The organism is Kitasatospora sp. HPM-01-4 (assembly GCF_051374625.1).
In the GTDB taxonomy this organism is placed as follows: Bacteria; Actinomycetota; Actinomycetes; order Streptomycetales; family Streptomycetaceae; genus Kitasatospora.
In genome coordinates this window covers 2,526,423-2,545,452 of record NZ_JBPQGP010000005.1, presented here as the reverse complement: position 1 = coordinate 2,545,452, position 19,030 = coordinate 2,526,423, and the positions used below count along the sequence as shown (strand labels likewise).

Annotated in this window: 18 protein-coding genes; 9 read left to right on the top strand and 9 right to left on the bottom strand. The window is 72.5% G+C overall.

The genetic code is table 11. The features are described from left to right. Nucleotides 1-43: 43 nt before the first annotated feature. Nucleotides 44-706, top strand: a complete 663-nt coding sequence (locus ACSMTC_RS10755) for a YveK family protein (protein WP_436559430.1) — start codon at nucleotides 44-46, stop codon at nucleotides 704-706. A gap of 43 nt (nucleotides 707-749) precedes the next feature. Then, nucleotides 750-1,910, top strand: coding sequence for a GNAT family N-acetyltransferase (locus ACSMTC_RS10750; protein ID WP_436559429.1), 1,161 nt, complete (start codon nucleotides 750-752; stop codon nucleotides 1,908-1,910). Between the two features lie 84 nt (nucleotides 1,911-1,994). On the opposite strand, the gene ACSMTC_RS10745 is transcribed toward ACSMTC_RS10750, so the two are convergent. After that, nucleotides 1,995-3,044, bottom strand: a complete 1,050-nt coding sequence (locus ACSMTC_RS10745) for a glycoside hydrolase family 26 protein (RefSeq protein ID WP_436559428.1) — start codon at nucleotides 3,042-3,044, stop codon at nucleotides 1,995-1,997. A gap of 416 nt (nucleotides 3,045-3,460) precedes the next feature. Here ACSMTC_RS10745 and ACSMTC_RS10740 point away from each other — a divergent pair, with 416 nt between their 5' ends. The 4 genes from ACSMTC_RS10740 (at nucleotide 3,461) to ACSMTC_RS10725 (ending at nucleotide 7,969) form a co-directional block, all read left to right on the top strand. After that, the gene (locus tag ACSMTC_RS10740) at nucleotides 3,461-4,378 is read left to right on the top strand and encodes a PQQ-binding-like beta-propeller repeat protein (RefSeq protein WP_436559427.1); all 918 of its coding nucleotides are present in this window, start codon (nucleotides 3,461-3,463) and stop codon (nucleotides 4,376-4,378) included. 357 nt (nucleotides 4,379-4,735) lie between these two features. Next, nucleotides 4,736-6,334, top strand: coding sequence for an ABC-F family ATP-binding cassette domain-containing protein (locus ACSMTC_RS10735; protein WP_436559426.1), 1,599 nt, complete (start codon nucleotides 4,736-4,738; stop codon nucleotides 6,332-6,334). Between the two features lie 330 nt (nucleotides 6,335-6,664). After that, the gene (locus tag ACSMTC_RS10730; RefSeq protein ID WP_030285640.1) at nucleotides 6,665-6,898 is read left to right on the top strand and encodes a helix-turn-helix domain-containing protein; all 234 of its coding nucleotides are present in this window, start codon (nucleotides 6,665-6,667) and stop codon (nucleotides 6,896-6,898) included. A 267-nt stretch (nucleotides 6,899-7,165) separates the two neighbouring features. Further along, entirely contained in the window at nucleotides 7,166-7,969 is an 804-nt protein-coding gene (locus ACSMTC_RS10725) for an enoyl-CoA hydratase/isomerase family protein (RefSeq protein WP_436559425.1), read from the top strand. Between the two features lie 97 nt (nucleotides 7,970-8,066). On the opposite strand, the gene ACSMTC_RS10720 is transcribed toward ACSMTC_RS10725, so the two are convergent. Further along, nucleotides 8,067-8,828 (bottom strand): SDR family oxidoreductase, encoded by a 762-nt coding sequence (locus tag ACSMTC_RS10720; protein WP_436559424.1) that lies wholly within the window; start codon nucleotides 8,826-8,828, stop codon nucleotides 8,067-8,069. A 103-nt stretch (nucleotides 8,829-8,931) separates the two neighbouring features. Here ACSMTC_RS10720 and ACSMTC_RS10715 point away from each other — a divergent pair, with 103 nt between their 5' ends. Continuing rightward, nucleotides 8,932-9,888, top strand: coding sequence for an alpha/beta fold hydrolase (locus tag ACSMTC_RS10715; RefSeq protein ID WP_436559423.1), 957 nt, complete (start codon nucleotides 8,932-8,934; stop codon nucleotides 9,886-9,888). 78 nt (nucleotides 9,889-9,966) lie between these two features. On the opposite strand, the gene ACSMTC_RS10710 is transcribed toward ACSMTC_RS10715, so the two are convergent. Together ACSMTC_RS10710 and ACSMTC_RS10705 are read right to left on the bottom strand one after the other, a co-directional pair. Further along, nucleotides 9,967-10,776, bottom strand: coding sequence for an SURF1 family cytochrome oxidase biogenesis protein (locus ACSMTC_RS10710; protein WP_436559422.1), 810 nt, complete (start codon nucleotides 10,774-10,776; stop codon nucleotides 9,967-9,969). A 31-nt stretch (nucleotides 10,777-10,807) separates the two neighbouring features. Then, entirely contained in the window at nucleotides 10,808-11,812 is a 1,005-nt protein-coding gene (locus ACSMTC_RS10705) for a DEDDh family exonuclease (protein WP_436559421.1), read from the bottom strand. A 187-nt stretch (nucleotides 11,813-11,999) separates the two neighbouring features. On the opposite strand from ACSMTC_RS10705, the gene ACSMTC_RS10700 reads away from it, so the two are divergent. Continuing rightward, nucleotides 12,000-13,043 (top strand): zinc-dependent alcohol dehydrogenase family protein, encoded by a 1,044-nt coding sequence (locus tag ACSMTC_RS10700; protein ID WP_436559420.1) that lies wholly within the window; start codon nucleotides 12,000-12,002, stop codon nucleotides 13,041-13,043. 358 nt (nucleotides 13,044-13,401) lie between these two features. After that, nucleotides 13,402-14,391: a GTP 3',8-cyclase MoaA gene (gene moaA, locus ACSMTC_RS10695; protein WP_436559419.1), complete on the top strand. Its 990-nt coding sequence runs from the start codon at nucleotides 13,402-13,404 to the stop codon at nucleotides 14,389-14,391. 37 nt (nucleotides 14,392-14,428) lie between these two features. Here the strand turns inward: moaA and ACSMTC_RS10690 are convergent, their stop codons facing one another. The 5 genes from ACSMTC_RS10690 to ACSMTC_RS10670 all read right to left on the bottom strand — a co-directional run bounded on the left by ACSMTC_RS10690 (nucleotide 14,429) and on the right by ACSMTC_RS10670 (nucleotide 18,941). Beyond that, nucleotides 14,429-14,674: a hypothetical protein gene (locus tag ACSMTC_RS10690; RefSeq protein ID WP_436559418.1), complete on the bottom strand. Its 246-nt coding sequence runs from the start codon at nucleotides 14,672-14,674 to the stop codon at nucleotides 14,429-14,431. A gap of 282 nt (nucleotides 14,675-14,956) precedes the next feature. Next, nucleotides 14,957-15,286, bottom strand: a complete 330-nt coding sequence (locus ACSMTC_RS10685; RefSeq protein WP_436559417.1) for a DUF3099 domain-containing protein — start codon at nucleotides 15,284-15,286, stop codon at nucleotides 14,957-14,959. A gap of 120 nt (nucleotides 15,287-15,406) precedes the next feature. Beyond that, complete coding sequence (locus ACSMTC_RS10680; protein ID WP_436559416.1) at nucleotides 15,407-15,955, bottom strand: RNA 2'-phosphotransferase; 549 nt, start codon at nucleotides 15,953-15,955, stop codon at nucleotides 15,407-15,409. Between the two features lie 26 nt (nucleotides 15,956-15,981). Further along, the gene (locus ACSMTC_RS10675; RefSeq protein WP_436559415.1) at nucleotides 15,982-17,382 is read right to left on the bottom strand and encodes a metallopeptidase TldD-related protein; all 1,401 of its coding nucleotides are present in this window, start codon (nucleotides 17,380-17,382) and stop codon (nucleotides 15,982-15,984) included. Next, nucleotides 17,382-18,941, bottom strand: coding sequence for a TldD/PmbA family protein (locus tag ACSMTC_RS10670; protein WP_436559414.1), 1,560 nt, complete (start codon nucleotides 18,939-18,941; stop codon nucleotides 17,382-17,384). Before ACSMTC_RS10670 ends, ACSMTC_RS10675 begins: the two co-directional genes overlap by 1 nt. Nucleotides 18,942-19,030: the final 89 nt, after the last annotated feature.

The window sequence follows — 19,030 nt, the reverse complement described above, 5'->3', positions numbered from 1 at the left end:
CTCCGGCCCCCCACGGGCCGCTTCACACCTCACGGAGTCACCGATGTCCGAACCGGGCCGCAGCGCACGTGCGCTGACCCGCCGCTGGTGGCCGGTCGTGCTCGCCGTACCGCTGGGCGCCGCGGCCGGGGCCGGCTACGGCCTGCTCGCGCAGCCCAGCTACGCCGCCAACTCCTATGTCGTGGTGGTCCCGCAGAACCCGGGGGAGGGCACCACCGCCGTCAGCTTCGCCCAGGCGTACGGGCGGCTGGCCGGACAGCCGCAGGTGCTGGCCGGTGCCGCCGCCGGACTCGGCAGGAGCACGGCCGCCCTGGCCGGACAGGTCCGGGGCACCACCTCGCCGGACGCACCGGTGATCGAGATCACCGGGACCGGCGTGCGCCCCGGGGACGCCGTCCGGGCCGCCGACGCGGTCGCCAAGTCCCTTGTGGCGTTCGCCGACACGAGCAGCAGGGAGACCGGAGTCCGGCTGGTCCCGCTGGCCCCGGCGGCCGAGCCCGAGGGACCGTCCTCGCCCTCCGTCCAGCTGGACACCGCGGTCGGCGCCGCCGCCGGCGTCCTGATCGGCGCCCTGGTCATGATGACCCGCCGCCCGGCCGCCCCCGGGCCCGCCGACGTCCCCGTACCCGCCCCCGCCTTCGATCCCGGGCCCGTCATGCCGGCCCGTCCGTCCGAGTACACCCGAGAGGCAGGCGCCCGAGCATGACCACGTACCCGGACGGCGGTCCACCACAGGCGGGGGACGGCAGATGAGCACCGAGCAGCTGAGCGGGACCGGCCTTCCGGTCCGGACCGGCGGGCCCGTCTGGCGGTCCGAGGTCCTGCGCTCCGACGACGCACTCGACCGGGTGGCCGGGGAGTGGGACGACCTGGCCCTGCGCTGTGCCACCGCCACCTCGTTCCAGGCCGCCGCCTGGCTGTGCTCCTGGTGGCGCCACTACGGCCGGCCCGGTGGCCTGGTCGTGGTGCTGGTACGCCGGGACGAACGGCTTGTCGGGGCCGCGGCACTGCAGCGCCGCGGCCCCTTCGGCGGCCTGACCAACCTCGGCGCCGGCCTGGTCGACTTCACCGACGTGCTGCTGGACGACGCCTACGCCGACCTCGCCGCCGCCGAACTCGCCCGCGCCCTCCCGCTCCGCCGCCCCTGGCACAGCCTGGAGCTGTGCGAGGTCCACCCGGAGGCGGCCGCCCAGCGGGTCTTCGGGCACTGGCACGGCCGCCGCCACCGCCTCCCGGACTCGCTCTGCCAGTACCTCCCGGCCGTACCGATGGAGGAACTGCTCAAACGGCTGCCCGGCAGGACCGCCCAGCGCAGCCGGGTCAAGCAGCGCAAGATCGCCGAGGCGGGTGTCGAGACGGGCTCGGTGCCCCCCGAGGAGGTGCCGCAGGCGATCGCGGAGCTGCTGCGGCTGCACCTCCTGCAGTGGCAGGAGCGCGGTGCCACCCCGGAGCACCGGACCGAGCGCTTCGCCGCCCACCTGGCCGAGTCCACCACCGGACTGGTCGCCACCGGCCGGGCCGCGCTGCACCGCTACCGCCTCGACGGCGAGGTGGTGGCGGTCAACCTGCTGCTGCTCTGCCCGTCCTTCGGCGGCCTGTACATGTACGGCGCCCACCCGGCGCTGCGCCAGCGCCTGGACATCGCCGGGCTGCTGTTCGGCGTCGCCCTGGACGAGGTGCGCGCGGCCGGGATCCCGGTGCTGAGCCTGCTGCGCGGCCAGGAGCCGTACAAGCAGCGCTGGCGCCCCGACCAGCTGTCCAACCAGCGGCTGGTGCTGGGGCCCGGCCGCCTCGCGCCGTTCGCCGCCGCCCGCGCCCTCCGGGTGACCGTGCGCCGGGCGCTGGCACAGCTGCTGCGCACCCGGCTGCCCCGGCTGAAGGAGGCCCTGCTGGCCCGGCGGCGGAGCTGACGGCCCGGGGTCGGGCATCCCGACCGGCCGGGGCCCGACCGGTCGCCGGCGGGCCCGTACCGGCCGGCGCGCGGGCATCGCCGGTCACCGCGCCCCGCCCCCGGAGCCCGACATCAGCTGCCTGAAGACCGCGCTGGAGAGCGGGTTGCGGTCGCACCCCCAGAAGCCGTGCGGGCAGTAGTCGGTGACGGTCTGGTAGGCGGTGTCGTGGGTGCGCGTCCACTCGACCATCCGCCGGACGAACTCGGGGTTGTCCCCGTTGCGGAACAGCCCCCACTCCGGGTACGAGACCTGCTTCCCGTGCTCGGCGGCGAACTCGACCTGGTCCTGCAGCCCGTACGGCTCCGAGACGTAGTCGTCGAAGGTGGCGCCGGCGGGCTGGTCGTAGCTGTCCATGCCGATGATGTCGACCACGTCGTCGCCGGGGTAGCAGCGGGTCCACGGCACGGCGTCCAGGCCCCGGGAGGGCGCGAAGTCGAACCTGAAGCGCTGCCCCGGCACCGAGCGCATCACCGTGACGATCCGCCGCCAGTACGCCTTCCAGGCGGCCGGGTCCGGCCCGCAGCGGTGGGTGTAGGTGATGCCGTTCATCTCCCAGCCGAGGGTCAGGACGGTGTCGCCGCCGCCGAGCGCCACCAGCAGCCGCGCCAGCCGCAGGAAGTGCGCGTCGAACTCGCCCCCGTCGGCCCGCGCCAGCAGCCGGACCACCTCGTCGTCGGGGACGCCGCCCTCGCTGGGGGCCAGCATCGGCACGCCGAGGACGAGCCGGCGCGCGGGGTCGGCCCGGCGCCACTGCGTCCACAGGGTGAGCACCACCGGTTCACCCTCGATGTCCTGCCAGCTGTTCCCGGCCAGATAGGTGTGGCCGACCCGCATGTCGGCGCCGTTCAGCCACTGCGCCATCGCGGCGATCCGCGGGATGTCGTCGTCCCAGGAACCCACGAAGGCGCCGAACGGCACCTCGTGCTCCGCCCGCCGCACGTCCGGCCGGGGAGCGGCGCCGCGCGGCTGGGCAGCGCCCGGGGAGAGTGCGGCCTGCCGCTCGGCCCGGCTCGGCGGCGCACCGGAGGGGACGCTCGCGGTGGCCGCCAGCAGCAGTGCGGCGGCGGCCAGGGCGAGGCGGCCGAATCGCATGTCTTCTCCTCGAGGAGCGGTGCCGGAGCGGGAGGTTCGAGGGCCCGGCGGTCTGGGCCGAACCGGCCGCGGAACGGGGACGGGTACGGGCGGATCCGAGGTCGGGCGGACGCTCCCCGGGAGGATCCGCCCGTCGCTCGGAGGCGGCGGGTCATCCGGACCGGGCGAAGGTGTCGCACCGCGCCGTGTCCCCTCTGTTCTCCCAGGACGCCCGGGTCTTCGGGCCGGGGAGGATGTGAACTCTGTAACAGTCCGCCCAGCCGTGGCAGTCGCACGATAACGGCCGACCTGCCCCGCTGCCCGCCGAGAATCGCAGGTCGTCGCGGTGCGTCCGCCCGGGGCCGGTCATTGCCACCCGCAGGAGTGGAAGGCCGCGTTCAGCTGACGGACAGGCGTACGGAGGGTACGCTCCGGCCGTGTCCTGGAAGCCGGTTCGTGTCCTCAGCTCTCGATCGGTCCTCCCTGCCCTGGCGGTCCTTGTGGTGCTCGGGGTCGGGGCGGCCGCGCACGCCAACAAGCCGGTGCCCTTCGGGGACCGGATGGCCGAGCCCGGTGTCGCCGACGCCAGCCCGGTGGGCGCCCAGACACTGGCCACCGGCAGTCTGGAACTCAAGGTCGGCCCCGGTCTCGAGGCGTACAACCAGGCCACCGGCGAGCACCTGTGGTCCTACCGCCGGGAGGGCGCCACCGCGCTCCACCTGGCGATGGCCGGGGAGAACGCCGTGGTGGTCTGGGACGACGGCATGGTCACCTCGGTGCGGCCGAGCGACCACGAGGTGCGCTGGCACCGGGCCGTGCCCGGTCTCGCCGACTGGCTGCGCGCCGCCGGCGAACCCGGCGCCGACACCAGGACCGACACCGAGCGCCGCGACACCGAGCTGGAGCGCGCCGCCGCCGCGCTGCAGACCGTCACCGAGCCCGAGCCCTGGGTCGCGGTGGTGACACCCACGCTGACCATGGGCTTCCGGGACCGCGACGGCGATCTGCGGTTCAACGCGCGACCGGCCGCCGGGTGCGCGTTCGATCCGCTGCGCACCGTGCACACCGACGACACGGTCCTGGTGCCCCGCGGCTGCGCCGCCGCGGACGGTACGAGCCACCCGCTGCCCGGCCTGGTCACCGGATTCCGTCTGGACGCCCCGAACTGGCAGCTGAGCGCCGGTCCGAACGTCCTGCTGCACCGGCTGGACGGGCGCCGCGCGGCCGTCGACGACGGGCCGATCGTCGGCACCCGGATCTTCGACACCGTCCAGGGCGCCCTGGAGCCGGTCTGCGGCACCCCGGAGGTCCCCTTCGCCGCGGTCAAGCCCGAGGGCACCTGCTCCAAGCCCTGAGCGGTCGTGCCCCGGCGCGGCCGGAGCGTGCACCCGGGCGGCCGTGCGCCGCCGGGGGCGCGGAAGGTGCGCGCCAAGCGGCCCCGGAACCCCACGGTTCTCCGGGGCGTTCCCGCGCGCCTTGGAGGCGCCGCCGGGCCGGTGCCCCGGAACGGGGGCGGCACATTATTCCGGCAGGGGTTCCCGGCGCGCCCGGTAGACTGGCCCGCATGGCTGTTTCCCCCGGGCATTAGCGGGCAGCCGGCGCGCCCCTCAGGGCGGTGCGCCGATCTCCGCGCGTCGCCCCGTCCCAAGCGCTCCGGCCTGTGTCACGTCCAGGTCCAGGTGCCCGCCCACGTCCCAGGAGTTCCCCCAGCCATGATTTCCGCCAACGCCCTCGAACTGCGCGCCGGTGCCCGGATCCTGATCGAGTCCGCCAACTTCCGGGTCGCCCCCGGCGACCGGATCGGCCTGGTCGGCCGCAACGGCGCGGGCAAGACCACGCTCACCAAGGTGCTGGCCGGCGAGGGCCTGCCGGCCGCCGGGACGGTGACCCGTTCCGGCGAGGTCGGCTACCTGCCGCAGGACCCGCGCACCGGCGATCTCGACGTCCTCGCCCGCGACCGCATCCTCTCCGCCCGCGGCCTCGACACCGTGCTGAAGAAGATGCGCGAGAACGAGGAGCGGATGGCCAACGGCAAGGGCGCCACCCGCGACAACGCGATGAAGAAGTACGCGCGGCTGGAGACCGAGTTCCTCACCAAGGGCGGTTACGCCGCGGAGGCCGAGGCCGCCACCATCGCGGCCGCCCTGGGCCTGCCGGACCGCATCCTCGGCCAGCCGCTGCACACCCTCTCCGGTGGTCAGCGCCGCCGCGTCGAGCTGGCCCGGATCCTCTTCTCGGACTCCGACATCCTGCTGCTGGACGAGCCGACCAACCACCTCGACGCCGACTCGATCGCCTGGCTGCGCGACTTCCTGAAGACCTACAAGGGCGGCTTCATCGTGATCTCGCACGATGTCGACCTGGTCGAGACGGTCGTCAACAAGGTGTTCTACCTGGACGCCAACCGCTCCTGCATCGACGTCTACAACATGGGCTGGAAGCAGTACCAGCAGCAGCGCGAGGACGACGAGAAGCGCCGCAAGCGCGAGCGCGCCAACGCCGAGAAGAAGGCCGCCACCCTCAACGCGCAGGCCGACAAGATGCGCGCCAAGGCGACCAAGACCGTGGCCGCGCAGAACATGGCCCGCCGCGCGGAGAAGCTGCTCGCCGGTCTGGACGAGGTGCGCCAGAGCGACAAGGTCGCCAAGCTGCGCTTCCCGGACCCGGCCCCCTGCGGCAAGACCCCGCTGACGGCCAGCGACCTCTCCAAGTCCTACGGTTCGCTGGAGATCTTCACCGGCGTCGACCTGGCGATCGACCGCGGTTCGCGGGTGGTCGTGCTGGGTCTCAACGGTGCCGGCAAGACCACCCTGCTGCGGATGCTGGCGGGTGTGGAGAAGCCGGACACCGGAGAGGTGATCCCGGGTCACGGTCTGAAGATCGGCTACTACGCCCAGGAGCACGAGACCCTGGACCCGGACCGCACGGTCCTGGAGAACATGCGCTCCGCCGCGCCGGACACCGACCTGGTGCAGATCCGCAAGATCCTCGGCTCCTTCCTGTTCTCCGGTGACGACGTGGACAAGCCGGCCGGGGTGCTCTCCGGCGGTGAGAAGACCCGGCTCGCGCTGGCCTCGCTGGTGGTCTCCAGCGCCAACGTCCTGCTGCTGGACGAGCCCACCAACAACCTCGATCCGGCCAGCCGCGAGGAGATCCTGGGCGCGCTGCACTCCTTCACCGGCGCGGTCGTCCTGGTCACCCACGACGAGGGCGCGGTCGACGCGCTCCAGCCGGAGCGGATCATCCTGCTTCCGGACGGTGTCGAGGACCTGTGGAGCCCCGCCTATGCGGATCTGGTCTCGCTGGCCTGACCCCGGAGTAGACGCCTAATCAGCGATCCGGCGTAGAAACCCTCATCCTTCTGCGACTCGCGGAATGCGAGAGCCGGAGATTCCGTTTGGCTTTGCCACCATCGGCCCGCCGCTGTTCTCAGCGGCGGGCCGATGGTGCTGATCAGCTCTTTCGTCGCGGTTGGCTGGATCTGATGGGGGCGCGTGCACCCACGGTGAGCGCCCTTGTGCGCTGTGAGCACCACCGGCAGACTGCGCTTTCCCGGTATCGACCTTGTCGAATGGGTGGCCAGGAGCCTGGCTATGGGTGATCATGGGAATCTGACCGAGCACAGCTACGAGGAGGCACGGGTGGCCGAGACTCTGAAAAAGGGCAGCCGGGTGACCGGTGCCGCGCGTGAGAAGCTCGCGGCCGATCTTAAGAAGAAATACGACTCCGGGGCGAGCATTCGTGCCCTGGCGGAGGAGACCGGTCGCTCCTACGGCTTCGTGCACCGCATGTTGAGCGAATCCGGGGTGATCCTCCGGGGCCGCGGCGGTGCGACGCGCGGTAAGAACAAGGCTACTGCGGCAGCGGGTTCCTGACGCTCCATCACCGAGTGAGCCGGTGCCGCACGCTCATCCCCGACGGCACGCCGAGGCAGCAGGGCGTGCGAGTGCGCAGCATCAGATCCGACAGCTTCAGACGATTCGGCGGCCGGGCCACCCGGACCGCCGATCGTCATTTCCGGCGCTATTTCACGGTTGTGTGAACAAGGCCCTGTCCGGTGGGGGCTTTGATTTGTTACTCTCCAGTAGCTCTGTCGTTCGTCCGCATGTTCATGCAGTTGTACGTCTGCTGGAGGTATCACCGTGACCGCTTCCGTCATCGAGCCCGATCCGCAGTGGGAAGAAGCCGGAGTCCGGCTTGAAATCGACGGCGAGACCGCCGTGGTGACTCTCTGCAATCCGAAGCGGCGGAACGCCCAGTCGCCCGCGATGTGGCGGGCGCTCGCCGCGATCGGCCGGGTGCTGCCGGGCAGCATTCGGGTGGTGCTGCTCAGGGCGGAGGGGGTGTCCTTCTCGGCCGGTCTGGACCGGGCGATGTTCACCCCCGAGGGCATTCCCGGCGAGCGCAACTTCCTCCAGCTGGCCGCCGCAGAGGACAAGGACCTGGACGAGACCATCGCCGGGTACCAGGAGGCGTTCACCTGGTGGCGCCGTCCCGACCTGATCAGCATCGCCGCCGTCCAGGGCCACGCGGTCGGGGCCGGCTTCCAGCTCGCGCTCGGCTGCGACCTGCGGGTGGTCGCCGAGGACGTCCAGTTCGCGATGAAGGAGACCTCGCTCGGGCTGGTCCCCGACCTGGCCGGCACCAAGCCGCTGACCGAACTGGTCGGCTACGCAAGGGCGTTGGAGATCTGCGCGACCGGCCGATGGGTCGGCGCGGAGGAGGCCGTGGCCACCGGCCTGGCCAACCTCGCGGTCCCCGCCACCGAGCTGGACGACGCCGTGCGGGACCTGGCCGCCGCGCTGCTGGCCGCCCCGCGCAGCGCGGTGATCGAGACCAAGGCCCTGCTGCAGGGCGCCGCCGGGCGCTCGTACGAGGAGCAGCGTTCGGCCGAACGGGCGGCGCAGGCCCGTCGGCTGCGCGACCTGGCGGGCATCGGCGACTAGGACTGACAAGGCCCGCCACGGCCGTGCGCGGTTCCCCGCGCACGGCCGGATCGTGTGAAGCCCCCGCGTCCCCACAGGCCCCGTGGGGCCCCGGCGTTCAGAGGGAGCGCAGGGCTCCGCCGTCGATGGGGATCACCGAGCCGGTGATGTACGAAGCGGCGGGGGAGAGCAGGAAGGCGGCGACCTTGCCGAACTCCTCGGGGGTGCCGTAGCGGCCGAGCGGGATCGAGGCCTCGAACCGCTTGCGGGTGCCTTCGGGGTCGCCGCCGATGGTGTCGAGTTCGCGCACCCGGTCGGTGTCGATCCGGGCGGGCAGCAGGCTGAGCACCCTGATGCCGCGCGGACCGAGCTCGTCGGCGAGCGACTTGGCGGCCATCGCCAGACCGGGCCGCAGGCCGTTGGAGATGCCGAGACCGGGAATCGGCTGGCGGACCGAGCTGGAGAGGATGAAAGCGATCACCCCGCCGGCGTCCAGTTCACCGGCCGCGGTCCTGGCGATCCGCAGCGCGCCGAGGAAGACCGACTCGAAGGCGCTGCGCCAGGACTCGTCCTCGGCGGTCAGCACGGGCCCGGCGGCCGGGCCGCCGACACTGATCAGTACGCCGTCGAACCGTCCGAAGTGCTCCTTGGCCGCCGCGATCAACCGTCCGGGGGCGTCGGGGTCGGCGTTGTCGGCCACCACGCCGTGCGCGTGCCCGGGGCCGCCGAGCTGGGCGACCGCGGCGTCCAGCGTCTCCTTGGTCCGGCCGCCGACGACGACCCGGGCGCCGTCGGCGACCAGTTCGCGCGCGGTGGCCAGGCCCAGCCCACGGGTGGCGCCGGTCAGTACGTACACCTTCTGCTGAAGTCCGAGATCCATGGGCACATCCTGCCCGGTCCGGACGCCTGGCGGGGAGTGTGCTTGACGGGACGTGCACCGCAGCTGACAGTTGGTCAGTCGATCTGAACCGGAGGGATGCCCGATGGCCGAGATTTCGCACCGCTTCGTCGAGTCCGCCGGCGGTCTGCGCATGCATGTCGCCGAGGCGGGCACCGGCCCGCTGGTTCTGCTGCTGCACGGATTCCCGGAGAGCTGGTACTCCTGGCGGCACCAGCTCACCGCCCTCGCCGAGGCGGGGTACCACGCCGTCGCGCCGGACCAGCGCGGTTACGGGCGCACCGGTGGGCCCGAGGAGGTCGAGGCGTACACCATCCCGCAGCTGGTCGGGGACGCGCTCGGGCTGATCCCGGCGCTCGGTGCCCAGAACGCGGTGGTGGTCGGCCACGACTGGGGCGCGCCGGTCGCCTGGACCTCGGCGATGTTCCGCCCCGACCTGGTGCGGGGTGTGGTCGGGCTCTCCGTGCCGCCCGGTCCGCGCGGTACCACCGCGCCGACGTCCGTGCTGCGGCACCTCTTCGGGGACGCGTACTACATGCTGTACTTCCAGCGACTCGGCGTTCCCGAGGCCGAGTTCCGGCGCGACGTTCGGGCCGGCTTCCGCAAGCTGCTCGGCGGGAGGGGTGAATTCGGGGCGGTGGGTGCGCCGTTGGTGCCGGAGGGCGGCGGGTTCCTGGACATCTTCCGGGACCCCGAGGTGCTGCCGGACTGGCTCACGGAGGAGGATCTGGACTTCTACGCGGCCGAGTTCGAGGAGCACGGCTTCGCCCGGCCGCTGAACTGGTACCGCAACCTGGACCGCAACTGGGAGCTCACCGCGGCCTGGCAGGGGGCGCGGATCACGCCGCCCGCGCTGCTCATCGTGGGGGAGCGGGATGTCGTGGTGGCCAACCGGACGGCCCGGGAAGGCCTCGGCAGGCTCGGGGAGATCGCGCCCGGCCTGCGGGACACCGTCTGGCTGCCGGACACCGGGCACTGGACCCAGCAGGAGCGGCCCAAGGAGGTCAACGAGGCGCTGATCGCCTTCCTGGCGGGCCTGTGAACACACCCGTGGGCGCGGGGAACCGTCGTTCCCCGCGCCCACGGGTGTGCCGCGCGGTCGAGGCCGCCGCCCTGAGGCTCAGGCCGTGACCGGGGCCGGAGCCTCGGACGGTGCCGGCCTGGCGGCCTCGGCGGCGCGCTCCTTGGCCTCGCGGCGGGCGAGGACGACCACGCCGACCGGGACCAGGGTGGTGAAGAGCCACCACTGGATCGCGTAGGCCATGTGCGGGCCGATGTCCGAGTGCTCGGGCTCGGGCAGCAGTTCGGGGGTGTCACCGGTGGCGGCGGGTGCGGTGGAGACCAGTTCCAGGTAGCCGCCGAGGACCGTGGTGCCGTTGTCCTTGGCCTGCTGGGTGCTGTTGATCAGCTTGAACTGGCGCGGCGGCAGCCCGCCGCGGTCCTTGATGCCGCTGCTCGCGGTGGTCTCGTCGGCCCGCAGCCGGCCGGTCACCGTGATCTCGCCGCTCGGCGGCTTGGGCACGGCCGGGTAACTGGTGGCGTCGCCCGGGGAGTCCACCCAGCCGCGGTTCACCAGGACCTCGCCCTTGCCGTCGGCCAGCTCCAACGGGGTGATCACGAAGAAGCCGACGCTGGTCCCGCCCGGCTCCAGCCGGTTGCGGATGACGAACTCGTGCTCGGCGTCGTAGCGGCCGCTGGCCGTCACCGCCCGCCAGGTTTCGCCCGTCGGCACGTTGAAGCCGGGAGCGGTCGAGATCGACTCGAAGGCGACCGGTGCGTCCTTGAGGTTGGTCGCGATGAGCTCATTACGGGCCACCCGGGCCTCGTGGCGGTGCAACTGCCAGAAACCCAGCCGGATCATGGTGGGGATCAGCAGCAGGGCGATCACGAAAATGATCGCCCAACGCCGGGAGAGCAGGAATCGGTACACAACGGCACGCTACGCCCACTTATCCCCCCGGTCAGACACCGGGGTGCGGGGCCACCTCTCGCAGCAGCTGGAGGAAGGCGTCCTCGCCGACCACCGGAGTCCCGTAGTCACGGGCCTTCCGGGCCTTTCCGCTCCAGCTGTCCGGCTCGTTGGTGACCAGCAGGCTGGTGAGGCGACTCACAGAGCTGGCGATGTGCAGGCCGGCCTCGATGGCGCGGTCCTCCAGCAGTTCGCGGTCGGTGGCGGTGTCGCCGGTGATGGCGACCCGCATGCCCTGCACCAGCGGGCTGCCGTCCCGCCAGCGCCCGGGGTTCGGGTACGGGCAGGGCGGCCGCTTCCGGCTCGCGCGGTAGGAGGAGGACCAGGAGCCCCGGGCGGGGGCCGGGCTGTCCTCGCCGAGATCGGTGACGGCGACGCAGGTGGTCAGCGGCAGCGGGATGCCGACCTGCCGGGCGAGGTGCAGGCTGGGCCGGAACGCCTCGGCGAGCACCCGGGCGTCGTCCAGCGCGTTGTGGGCCTGGCGCTGCTGCACCCCGAAATACTGGGCCAGGGTGGCCAGCTTGCCGTTGGGCAGCGGCAGTCCGAGGTCGCGGGAGAGCACCATGGTGCAGAGCCGTTGCTCGACGGGGGCGCGCAGTCCGGCGCGTGAGTACTCGCGCGAGATCATGTTCCAGTCGAAGAGCGCGTTGTGCGCCACCATCACCCGGCCGTCCAGCCGCTCGCCCAGCTCGTCCGCGACCTCCCGGAAGGTCGGCGCGCCGGAGAGCATCTCACTGGTCAGGCCGTGGATCCAGATCGGTCCGGGGTCGCGCTCCGGGTTGACCAGGGTGTACCAGCTGTCGGTCACCTCGCCGAAGGCGTCCAGCTGGTACACACCGGCGGAGATGATCCGGTCCGAGCGGCCGAGCCCGGTGGTCTCGACGTCGACCACGGCGAAGCCACGGCCGCTCTCACCAGTGCGCTGCGCCGGGAGCGGCGCGGTCCGGGAGGAGTCGGCCAGGGCGGGGCCGTCGCTGGGTGACTGGATCGCATGCATGGTCAACCACTCTAAGGGCGCCCGCCCACAGGAACGGGCGATCCCTTCCGGCCGGGGCCGGCGGGAGTGGCGTACGTGACACTCCGGAATAGAGTGGGCGGCGGGGGAGTCGTACATCCAGGCGAATTGCCCCAGGCCGTCCGTACCCGGTGACGGCACCACGTTCAATCGCGAAGGAAGACTCCTCATGCGTGCCACCGTGATCCACGGCCCGAATGACATCCGGATCGAGGAGGTACCCGACCCGAAGATCCAGCGGCCCACCGACGCGGTGGTCCGCGTGGTCAACGCCTGTATCTGCGGCAGTGACCTCTGGGCGTACCGCGGTGTGGCCGCCCGCGAGGCCGGGCAGCGGATCGGGCACGAGTTCCTCGGCATCGTCGAGGAGGTCGGCTCCGAGGTCTCCGACTTCAAGGCCGGTGACTTCGTGGTCGCCCCGTTCGTCTGGTCCGACGGGACCTGCGACTTCTGCCGCGAGGGCCTGCACACCTCCTGCCCCGAGGGCGGCTTCTGGGGCCAGGTCGGCTATGACGGCGGCCAGGGCGAGGCCGTGCGCGTCCCTTACGCCGACGGCACCCTGGTCCAGCTGCCGAAGGCGGCGGCGAGCGACGAGAAGCTGCTGCCCGGGCTGCTGGCGCTCTCCGACGTGATGAGCACCGGCCACCACGCGGCCGTCTCCGCCAGGGTCCGCCCGGGCGCCACGGTGGCCGTGGTCGGTGACGGCGCCGTCGGCCTGTGCGGGGTGCTGGCCGCCCACCGGCTCGGCGCGGGCCGGATCATCGCGCTCGGCCGCCACCAGGCGCGGACCGACATCGCCCGCAAGTTCGGTGCCACCGACGTGGTCGCCGAGCGGGGCGAGGCCGCGATCGAGGCGGTCAAGGAGCTGACCGGCGGTCAGGGCGCGCACGCCGTACTGGAGGCCGTCGGGACCGAGGACTCGATGCGCACCGCGATCTCCATCGCCCGCGACGGCGGCGCGGTCGGCTATGTCGGCGTCCCGCACGGCGGCAGCGCCGGTGTGGACATCGCCCAGATGTTCGGCCGCAACATCTCGCTGAACGGCGGTGTCGCGCCGGCCCGCGCGTACATCCCCGAGCTGCTCCCCGACGTGCTCTCCGGGGCCATCGACCCCGGCCTGGTCTTCGACCGCACGGTCGACCTGGCCGGAGTGCCGGACGGGTACCGGGCGATGGATGAGCGGACCGCGCTCAAGGTGCGGATCGGCTTCTGACCGAAGGAGTCTGACCGTCCGTCAGGAATGGGCGCAGGCCCTTCCTGGCGGACGGTCGCCGGTCTCCGGCCCCAGCGCCGCCCGTGCGTCCGGTGGTCCCTGTGCCGTCCCTGGCGGATCCGGCGGGTCGCGGCACACGTTCAAGGCGGCTGCCTTGCGCGACGGGCCCGGGCCGCCTCCGGACGTACGCTGGAGTGGAGGTCCGTCCGCTCACCGGGCCGGCCGCGCACCGAACTCTCCACCCGACGGCGTCCTCCATGCGGCGGATACCCCGAAAGGGTGTCCGATCATCCGGATAAGCTGGCCTGGCCCGCCGTATACGGCGGCCGGGTCGGCTTTTCTCGGGAAGGGGGCCGCGATGCTCCTCGACACCTTCGGCCGGCAGGCGGTCGATCTGCGGGTCTCCCTCACGGACCGGTGCAACCTGCGCTGCACCTACTGCATGCCCGAGCAGGGCCTGCAGTGGCTGGCCAAGCCCGAGCTGCTGACCGACGAGGAGATCGTCCGGCTGGTCACCCTCGCCGTCCGCGACCTGGGCGTCCGCGAGGTCCGCTTCACCGGCGGCGAGCCGCTGCTGCGTCCGGGTCTGGTCTCCATCGTCGCCGCCTGCGCGGAACTCTCGCCGCGCCCGGAGCTCTCGCTCACCACCAACGGGATCGGGCTGGCCCACACCGCGACCGCGCTCAAGGCGGCGGGCCTGGACCGGGTCAACGTCTCGCTCGACACCCTGGACGCCGAGACCTTCCACACCCTGAGCCGGCGCCACCGCCACCAGGACGTCCTGGAAGGGCTCGCCGCCACCGAGGCCGCCGGGATCACCCCGGTCAAGGTCAACACCGTGCTGATGCGCGGAGTCAACGACCACGAGGCCGCCGACCTGCTCACCTGGTGCCTGGAGCGCGGGTACGAGCTGCGCTTCATCGAGCAGATGCCGCTGGACGCCCAGCACGGCTGGGACCGCTCGAAGATGGTCACCGCCGAGGAGATCCTGGAGCGCCTGGCCGCCCGCTTCTCGCTCACCCCCGAGCCGTCCGCCGCCCGGGGCGCGGCGCCCGCCGAGCGCTGGCTGGTGGACGGCGGCCCGGCCCGGGTCGGGGTGATCGCCTCGGTCACCCGGCCGTTCTGCCGCGCCTGCGACCGCACCCGGCTCACCGCCGACGGCCAGGTCCGCAACTGCCTCTTCGCGACCGGGGAGACGGATCTGCGGACCGCGCTGCGCTCCGGCGCGAGCGATGCCGAACTCGGTGAGCTGTGGCGGCAGGCGATGTGGGGCAAGAAGGCCGGCGCGGGCATCGACAACCCCGACTTCCTCCAGCCGGCCCGCCCGATGTCCGCCATCGGCGGGTGACCGGACCCGGGGCCGGGTGCGCCCCTGCGCGGAGCCGTCAGCCCTGGAAGTCGGCGAAGGGGACGACTTCCTTCAGGAAACCCCGTACGCCCAGGAACTGGGAGAGGTGCTCGCGGTGCTCGTCGCAGGCGAGCCAGGTCTTGCGGCGGTCCGGAGTGTGCAGCTTGGGGTTGTTCCACACCAGCACCCACTCGGCGGGCTTGCGGCAGCCCTTCCCGGAGCAGACCGGCGGGCCCTCGGGGCCGTCAGGCGCACCGAAGAGCGGATGCGAGGGGGTGTCCATGGGAGCCGTCCTGTCGGTCGCGGTGGCGCTGTGCACCGCCAGTCTCGCACTCGCCGTCGACGGGCTCGGCAGGAGGGCATGACGACGCCGGGCAGCCACGGGGGGAGCCGCCCGGCGTCGGTCTGTCGCTCCGACGGGGGATGCGGAGCGCGTACGCAGTATGTCACGGCTCGACCCCCGCATGGCTAGCTCTTTCATGATTAATCTGAGCTGCATCTGAGCTTTTAGGGGTTCATATGCCGACGTACAAGGGTGAAGCGGACAGGGGTTCTTGAGACTTCGTCAGCTCTCCTTGGAGGCGCCGCCCCCGCCGGTTCCCCCGGGGCCCAGCATCAGCGGGGTGTCCGGCGGGACCGCGAAGGTGCTCGGCAGGCCGGGGGCTCTCTCCCGCCCGGCGTTGGCGATCAGGACGGCGAAGTACGGCAGCAGCACCGCGCCCGCGAGCGCACCGTAGGCCACCAGTCGCTGTACGTCCCACATCACCACGGCGAGCAGCACGCACACCGTGCGCAGGGACATCGAGATCACGTACCGGCGCTGGCGGCTCCGGACGTCGTCGGAGAGGCTGGTGCGCGCTCCGGTGATCCGGAACACCTGTTTGCCCTTGCTCATGATCCACCGCTCTCGTCTGCCTCCGCGCCCCTCGCCGGGTACGGCCACCTCACGGTACGCCGCGCCGCCTCACCCCAGCAGGGCGGGGGAGGTAAAAGGTGGGCACGCCGGAGCGTGCGCTCAGGCGAGGGATCGCAGGTAGCGGGGCGGGACGGCGTCGGTGAGCCAGACGCCGTTGGCGCTGACCCGGAAGAGGTGGCCGTCGGCCGCCATCGCGGCGGCGTCGACCGCCAGGACGACCGGACGGCCGTGCCGGGATCCCACCCTGACGGCCGTCGCGGTGTCCGCGGAGAGGTGGACGTCCTGCCGGTTCATCGGGCGCAGGCCCTCCCGGAAGATGGCGTCCAGGGAGCGCCCGGTGGTGCCGTGGTAGAGCACCGGGGGCGGTTCGGCGGCGGGGAGCCGGAGGTCCACCGCCACCGAGTGGCCCTGGCTGGCGCGGATGGACGCGCCGTCCTCGGAGTAGGCGAAGCGCCTCTTGTCGTTGGTCGTGACCACCCGGTCCAGCTCGGCACGGCTGAGCCGCCTGCCGTGCCGGGCGAGGGCGGCGAGCAGGGTGTCCACCCGTACCCAGCCGTTCCCGTCCAGGGCGACCCCGATCGCGCCCGGGTCGTGCCGCAGCACCCGGGAGAGCAGTTTCGAGGTCTTGACCAGCTGTTTCTCGTCCACTCCGAGGACCTTTCCGCCGAAGCGGGCTACGAAGCCTGGCTGACCGAGCTCATGTTGAACCCGTCGACCCGGACCGGCGGCATGGCGGCGCGGTTGAAGTAGTCGCTCCACTCACGGGGCAGGCACGGCACGGTCCGGCCGACCTCGGTGATCCGGCTGAGCAGGTCCACCGGGGACTCGTTGAACCGGAAGTTGTTCACCGCGCCGACCACCTCGCCGTTCTCGACCAGGTAGACGCCGTCCCGGGTGAGGCCGGTGAGCAGCAGGGTGGCCGGGTCGACCTCGCGGATGTACCAGAGGCAGGTGAGCAGCAGCCCGCGCTCGGTGCGCGCGATCATCTCGTCCAGGGTGGGGGCGGCCGACTGGTCGGCCGTCTCCAGGACGAGGTTGTCGATCGGCGGGGTGAGCGGCAGTCCGGTGAGGCCGGCCGAGTGGCGGGTGGTGATCAGGTTGACCAGTTCGCCGTCGCGGATCCAGTCGGTGGCGGTCAGCGGCAGGCCGTTGTCGAAGACCGACTCGCTGTCGCCGGAGTGGTGGGCGAGGACGAAGGGGGCCGCCTCCAGGCCCGGCTCGGCCGGGTCGGCGCGCAGGGTCAGCGGCAGATCGGTGAGCTTCTCGCCGATCCGGGTGGCGCCGCCGGGCTTGCTGAACACGGTCCGGCCCTCGGTGGCGTCCCGGCCGCCGGAGGACCAGTGCAGGTAGACCATCAGGTCGGCGACGGCCGAGGGCGGCAGCAGCGTCTCGTACCGGCCCGCGGGCAGGTCGATCTTCTTCTGGCCCCAGGCGAGCCGGCGGGTGAGCTCCTCGTGCAGCCCGGTGACGTCCACGTCGCGGAAGTCCCGGGTGGCGGCGCCGATCCAGGCGGAGGTGGCGAGGTCGGCGGTCTTGGCGTTGATCTCGACCAGGCCGGTCGGCTGGACGTGGCGCAGCCGCAGGCCGGTGGAGGTGCCCAGGTAGCTGGTGGTCAGCTCGTGGTTGGCGAAGCCGTAGAGCAGCTGGCCGGCCGCGCGGGCGCGGGCGAAGGCCTCGCCGAGGGCCGGGGCGAAGTCGGTGAAGACCTCGATCGCGGTGACCTCGGGGGCCGCGGTGAAGTCGGGCGAGGAGGGCCGGTCGGCGACCAGCGGCCGGGCGTCCTCGGCCGGCTCGGCGGCGTGCGCGGCCTCCTCGGCGGCCCGGACCAGGCCCTCCAGCTCGTCCACGGTCACGGCCTCGCGGGAGACCACGCCCGCGGAGGTGCCCTGCTCACCCCTGTCCACGGTGGCGATGACGGTCAGCCGGCGGCCCCGGCTGACGCCGTTGGTGGTGAGCGCGTTGCCCGCCCAGCGCAGGTTGGCGGTGGACTCCTCCTCCGCGATCACCACGCAGCCGTCGGTACGGGAGAGCCGCAGTGCGTGCTCGACCAGCTCGTGGGGCTGAGTTGCGTTCATCAGTGACCCGCCTCCTGCTGGGTGTTGAGCACGTTGACGTTGCGGAACAGCGCGGAGGGGCAGCCGTGGCTGACCGCCGCGATCTGGCCCGGCTGGGCCTTGCCGCAGTTGAAGGCACCGCCGAGCACATAGGTCTGCGGGCCGCCGACGGCGCTCATCGAGCCCCAGAAGTCGGTGGTGGTGGCCTGGTAGGCGAAGTCCTTGACCTGGCCCGCGAGCCGGCCGTCGCGGATGGCGAAGGCGCGCTGGCCGGTGAACTGGAAGTTGTACCTCTGCATGTCGATCGACCACGACCGGTCGCCGACGATGTACAGCCCGTTCTCCACGTCCGCGATCAGACCCTCGGTGTCGGGGCCGCCGGCGACCGGCTGGAGCGAGACGTTGGCCATCCGCTGCACCGGGACGTGCGCGGGGGAGTCGGCGAAGGCGCAGCCGTTGGAGCGGCCCAGGCCCTGCTGCCTGGCCATCGCGCGGTCGAGCTGGTAGCCGACCAGGACGCCGTCCTTGACCAGGTCCCAGGACTGCGTGGCCACGCCCTCGTCGTCGTAGCCGATGGTGGACAGGCCGTGCTCGGCGGTGCGGTCGCCGGTGACGTGCATCAGCTCGGAGCCGTACCTGAGCGAGCCCAGCTTGTCGAAGGTGGCGAAGGACGTCCCGGCGTACGCGGCCTCGTAGCCGAGCGCGCGGTCCAGCTCGGTGGCGTGGCCGATCGACTCATGGATGGTCAGCCAGAGGTTGGACGGGTCGATCACCAGGTCGTAGCGGCCGGCCTGGACGCTCGGGGCCTTCATCTTCTCGGCCAACAGCTCGGGGAGCTCGGCGAGTTCGGCGTCCCAGTCCCAGCCGGCACCGGTGCCGGTCAGGTACTCCCAACCCCGGCCCACCGGCGGCGCGATGGTGCGCATCGAGTCGAAGGCACCGGACTGCTCGTCCACCGAGGTGGCCTCCAGCCACGGGTGGAGCCGGATCCGCTGCTGGGTGGTGACGGTGCCTGCGGTGTCGGCGTAGAACTTGTTCTCCTGCACCGTCAGCAGGTTGGCCTGCACGTGCGAGATGCCCTTCGCGGCGAGCAGCCGGCTGCTCCACTCGGCCAGCAGCGCGGTCTTCTCCGCCTCCGGCACGTCGAAGGGGTTGACCTCGTACGAGGAGACCCAGGTGGCGTCCGCGTGCACCGGCTCCTCGGCCAGCTCGACCAGGTCCTTCGAACCCGCGGCGCGGCTGATCCCACCGGAGAGCCTGGCCACCGCCACGGCCTGCTCGGCGACCCGGGCGGCGGCGTCGGCGGTGAGGTCGACCCCGGCGGCGAAGCCCCAGGCACCGTCGAGCAGCACCCGGACGGCGAAGCCGAGCTGGACGCTGTCGGAGGAGCCCGCCTGCCGCGCGTCGCGCAGCCTTACGGACGCGCTGCGGACCCGCTCAAGGCGGAAGTCGGCGTGGCTGACGCCGAGTTGGCGGGCCCGGCTGAGGGCGGCGTCCGCGAGCGTGCGCAACGGGTACGCGAGGAACTGGGGGTCGACGGCGCGGCTGTGCGGCGTGCCGGCGCTGGCTGTGGGCGGCATCGGGCTCCCTGGCTTGGGTCGATCGTCTGGGTACGGGTGACTCGGTACGGAGTTACCCGCATCGCATCATGTCCGGTCCAACGGGTTGT

What these genes read in the sequence shown, in the direction of transcription:
- ACSMTC_RS10755 (WP_436559430.1), top strand. Translation starts at nt 44, where the DNA reads ATGTCCGAACCGGGCCGCAGCGCACGTGCGCTGACCCGCCGCTGGTGG.
- ACSMTC_RS10750 (WP_436559429.1), top strand. Translation starts at nt 750, where the DNA reads ATGAGCACCGAGCAGCTGAGCGGGACCGGCCTTCCGGTCCGGACCGGC.
- ACSMTC_RS10745 (WP_436559428.1), bottom strand. Translation starts at nt 3,044, where the DNA reads ATGCGATTCGGCCGCCTCGCCCTGGCCGCCGCCGCACTGCTGCTGGCG.
- ACSMTC_RS10735 (WP_436559426.1), top strand. Translation starts at nt 4,736, where the DNA reads ATGATTTCCGCCAACGCCCTCGAACTGCGCGCCGGTGCCCGGATCCTG.
- ACSMTC_RS10720 (WP_436559424.1), bottom strand. Translation starts at nt 8,828, where the DNA reads ATGGATCTCGGACTTCAGCAGAAGGTGTACGTACTGACCGGCGCCACC.
- ACSMTC_RS10715 (WP_436559423.1), top strand. Translation starts at nt 8,932, where the DNA reads ATGGCCGAGATTTCGCACCGCTTCGTCGAGTCCGCCGGCGGTCTGCGC.
- ACSMTC_RS10705 (WP_436559421.1), bottom strand. Translation starts at nt 11,812, where the DNA reads ATGCATGCGATCCAGTCACCCAGCGACGGCCCCGCCCTGGCCGACTCC.
- ACSMTC_RS10700 (WP_436559420.1), top strand. Translation starts at nt 12,000, where the DNA reads ATGCGTGCCACCGTGATCCACGGCCCGAATGACATCCGGATCGAGGAG.
- moaA (WP_436559419.1), top strand. Translation starts at nt 13,402, where the DNA reads ATGCTCCTCGACACCTTCGGCCGGCAGGCGGTCGATCTGCGGGTCTCC.
- ACSMTC_RS10690 (WP_436559418.1), bottom strand. Translation starts at nt 14,674, where the DNA reads ATGGACACCCCCTCGCATCCGCTCTTCGGTGCGCCTGACGGCCCCGAG.
- ACSMTC_RS10685 (WP_436559417.1), bottom strand. Translation starts at nt 15,286, where the DNA reads ATGAGCAAGGGCAAACAGGTGTTCCGGATCACCGGAGCGCGCACCAGC.
- ACSMTC_RS10675 (WP_436559415.1), bottom strand. Translation starts at nt 17,382, where the DNA reads ATGAACGCAACTCAGCCCCACGAGCTGGTCGAGCACGCACTGCGGCTC.
- ACSMTC_RS10670 (WP_436559414.1), bottom strand. Translation starts at nt 18,941, where the DNA reads ATGCCGCCCACAGCCAGCGCCGGCACGCCGCACAGCCGCGCCGTCGAC.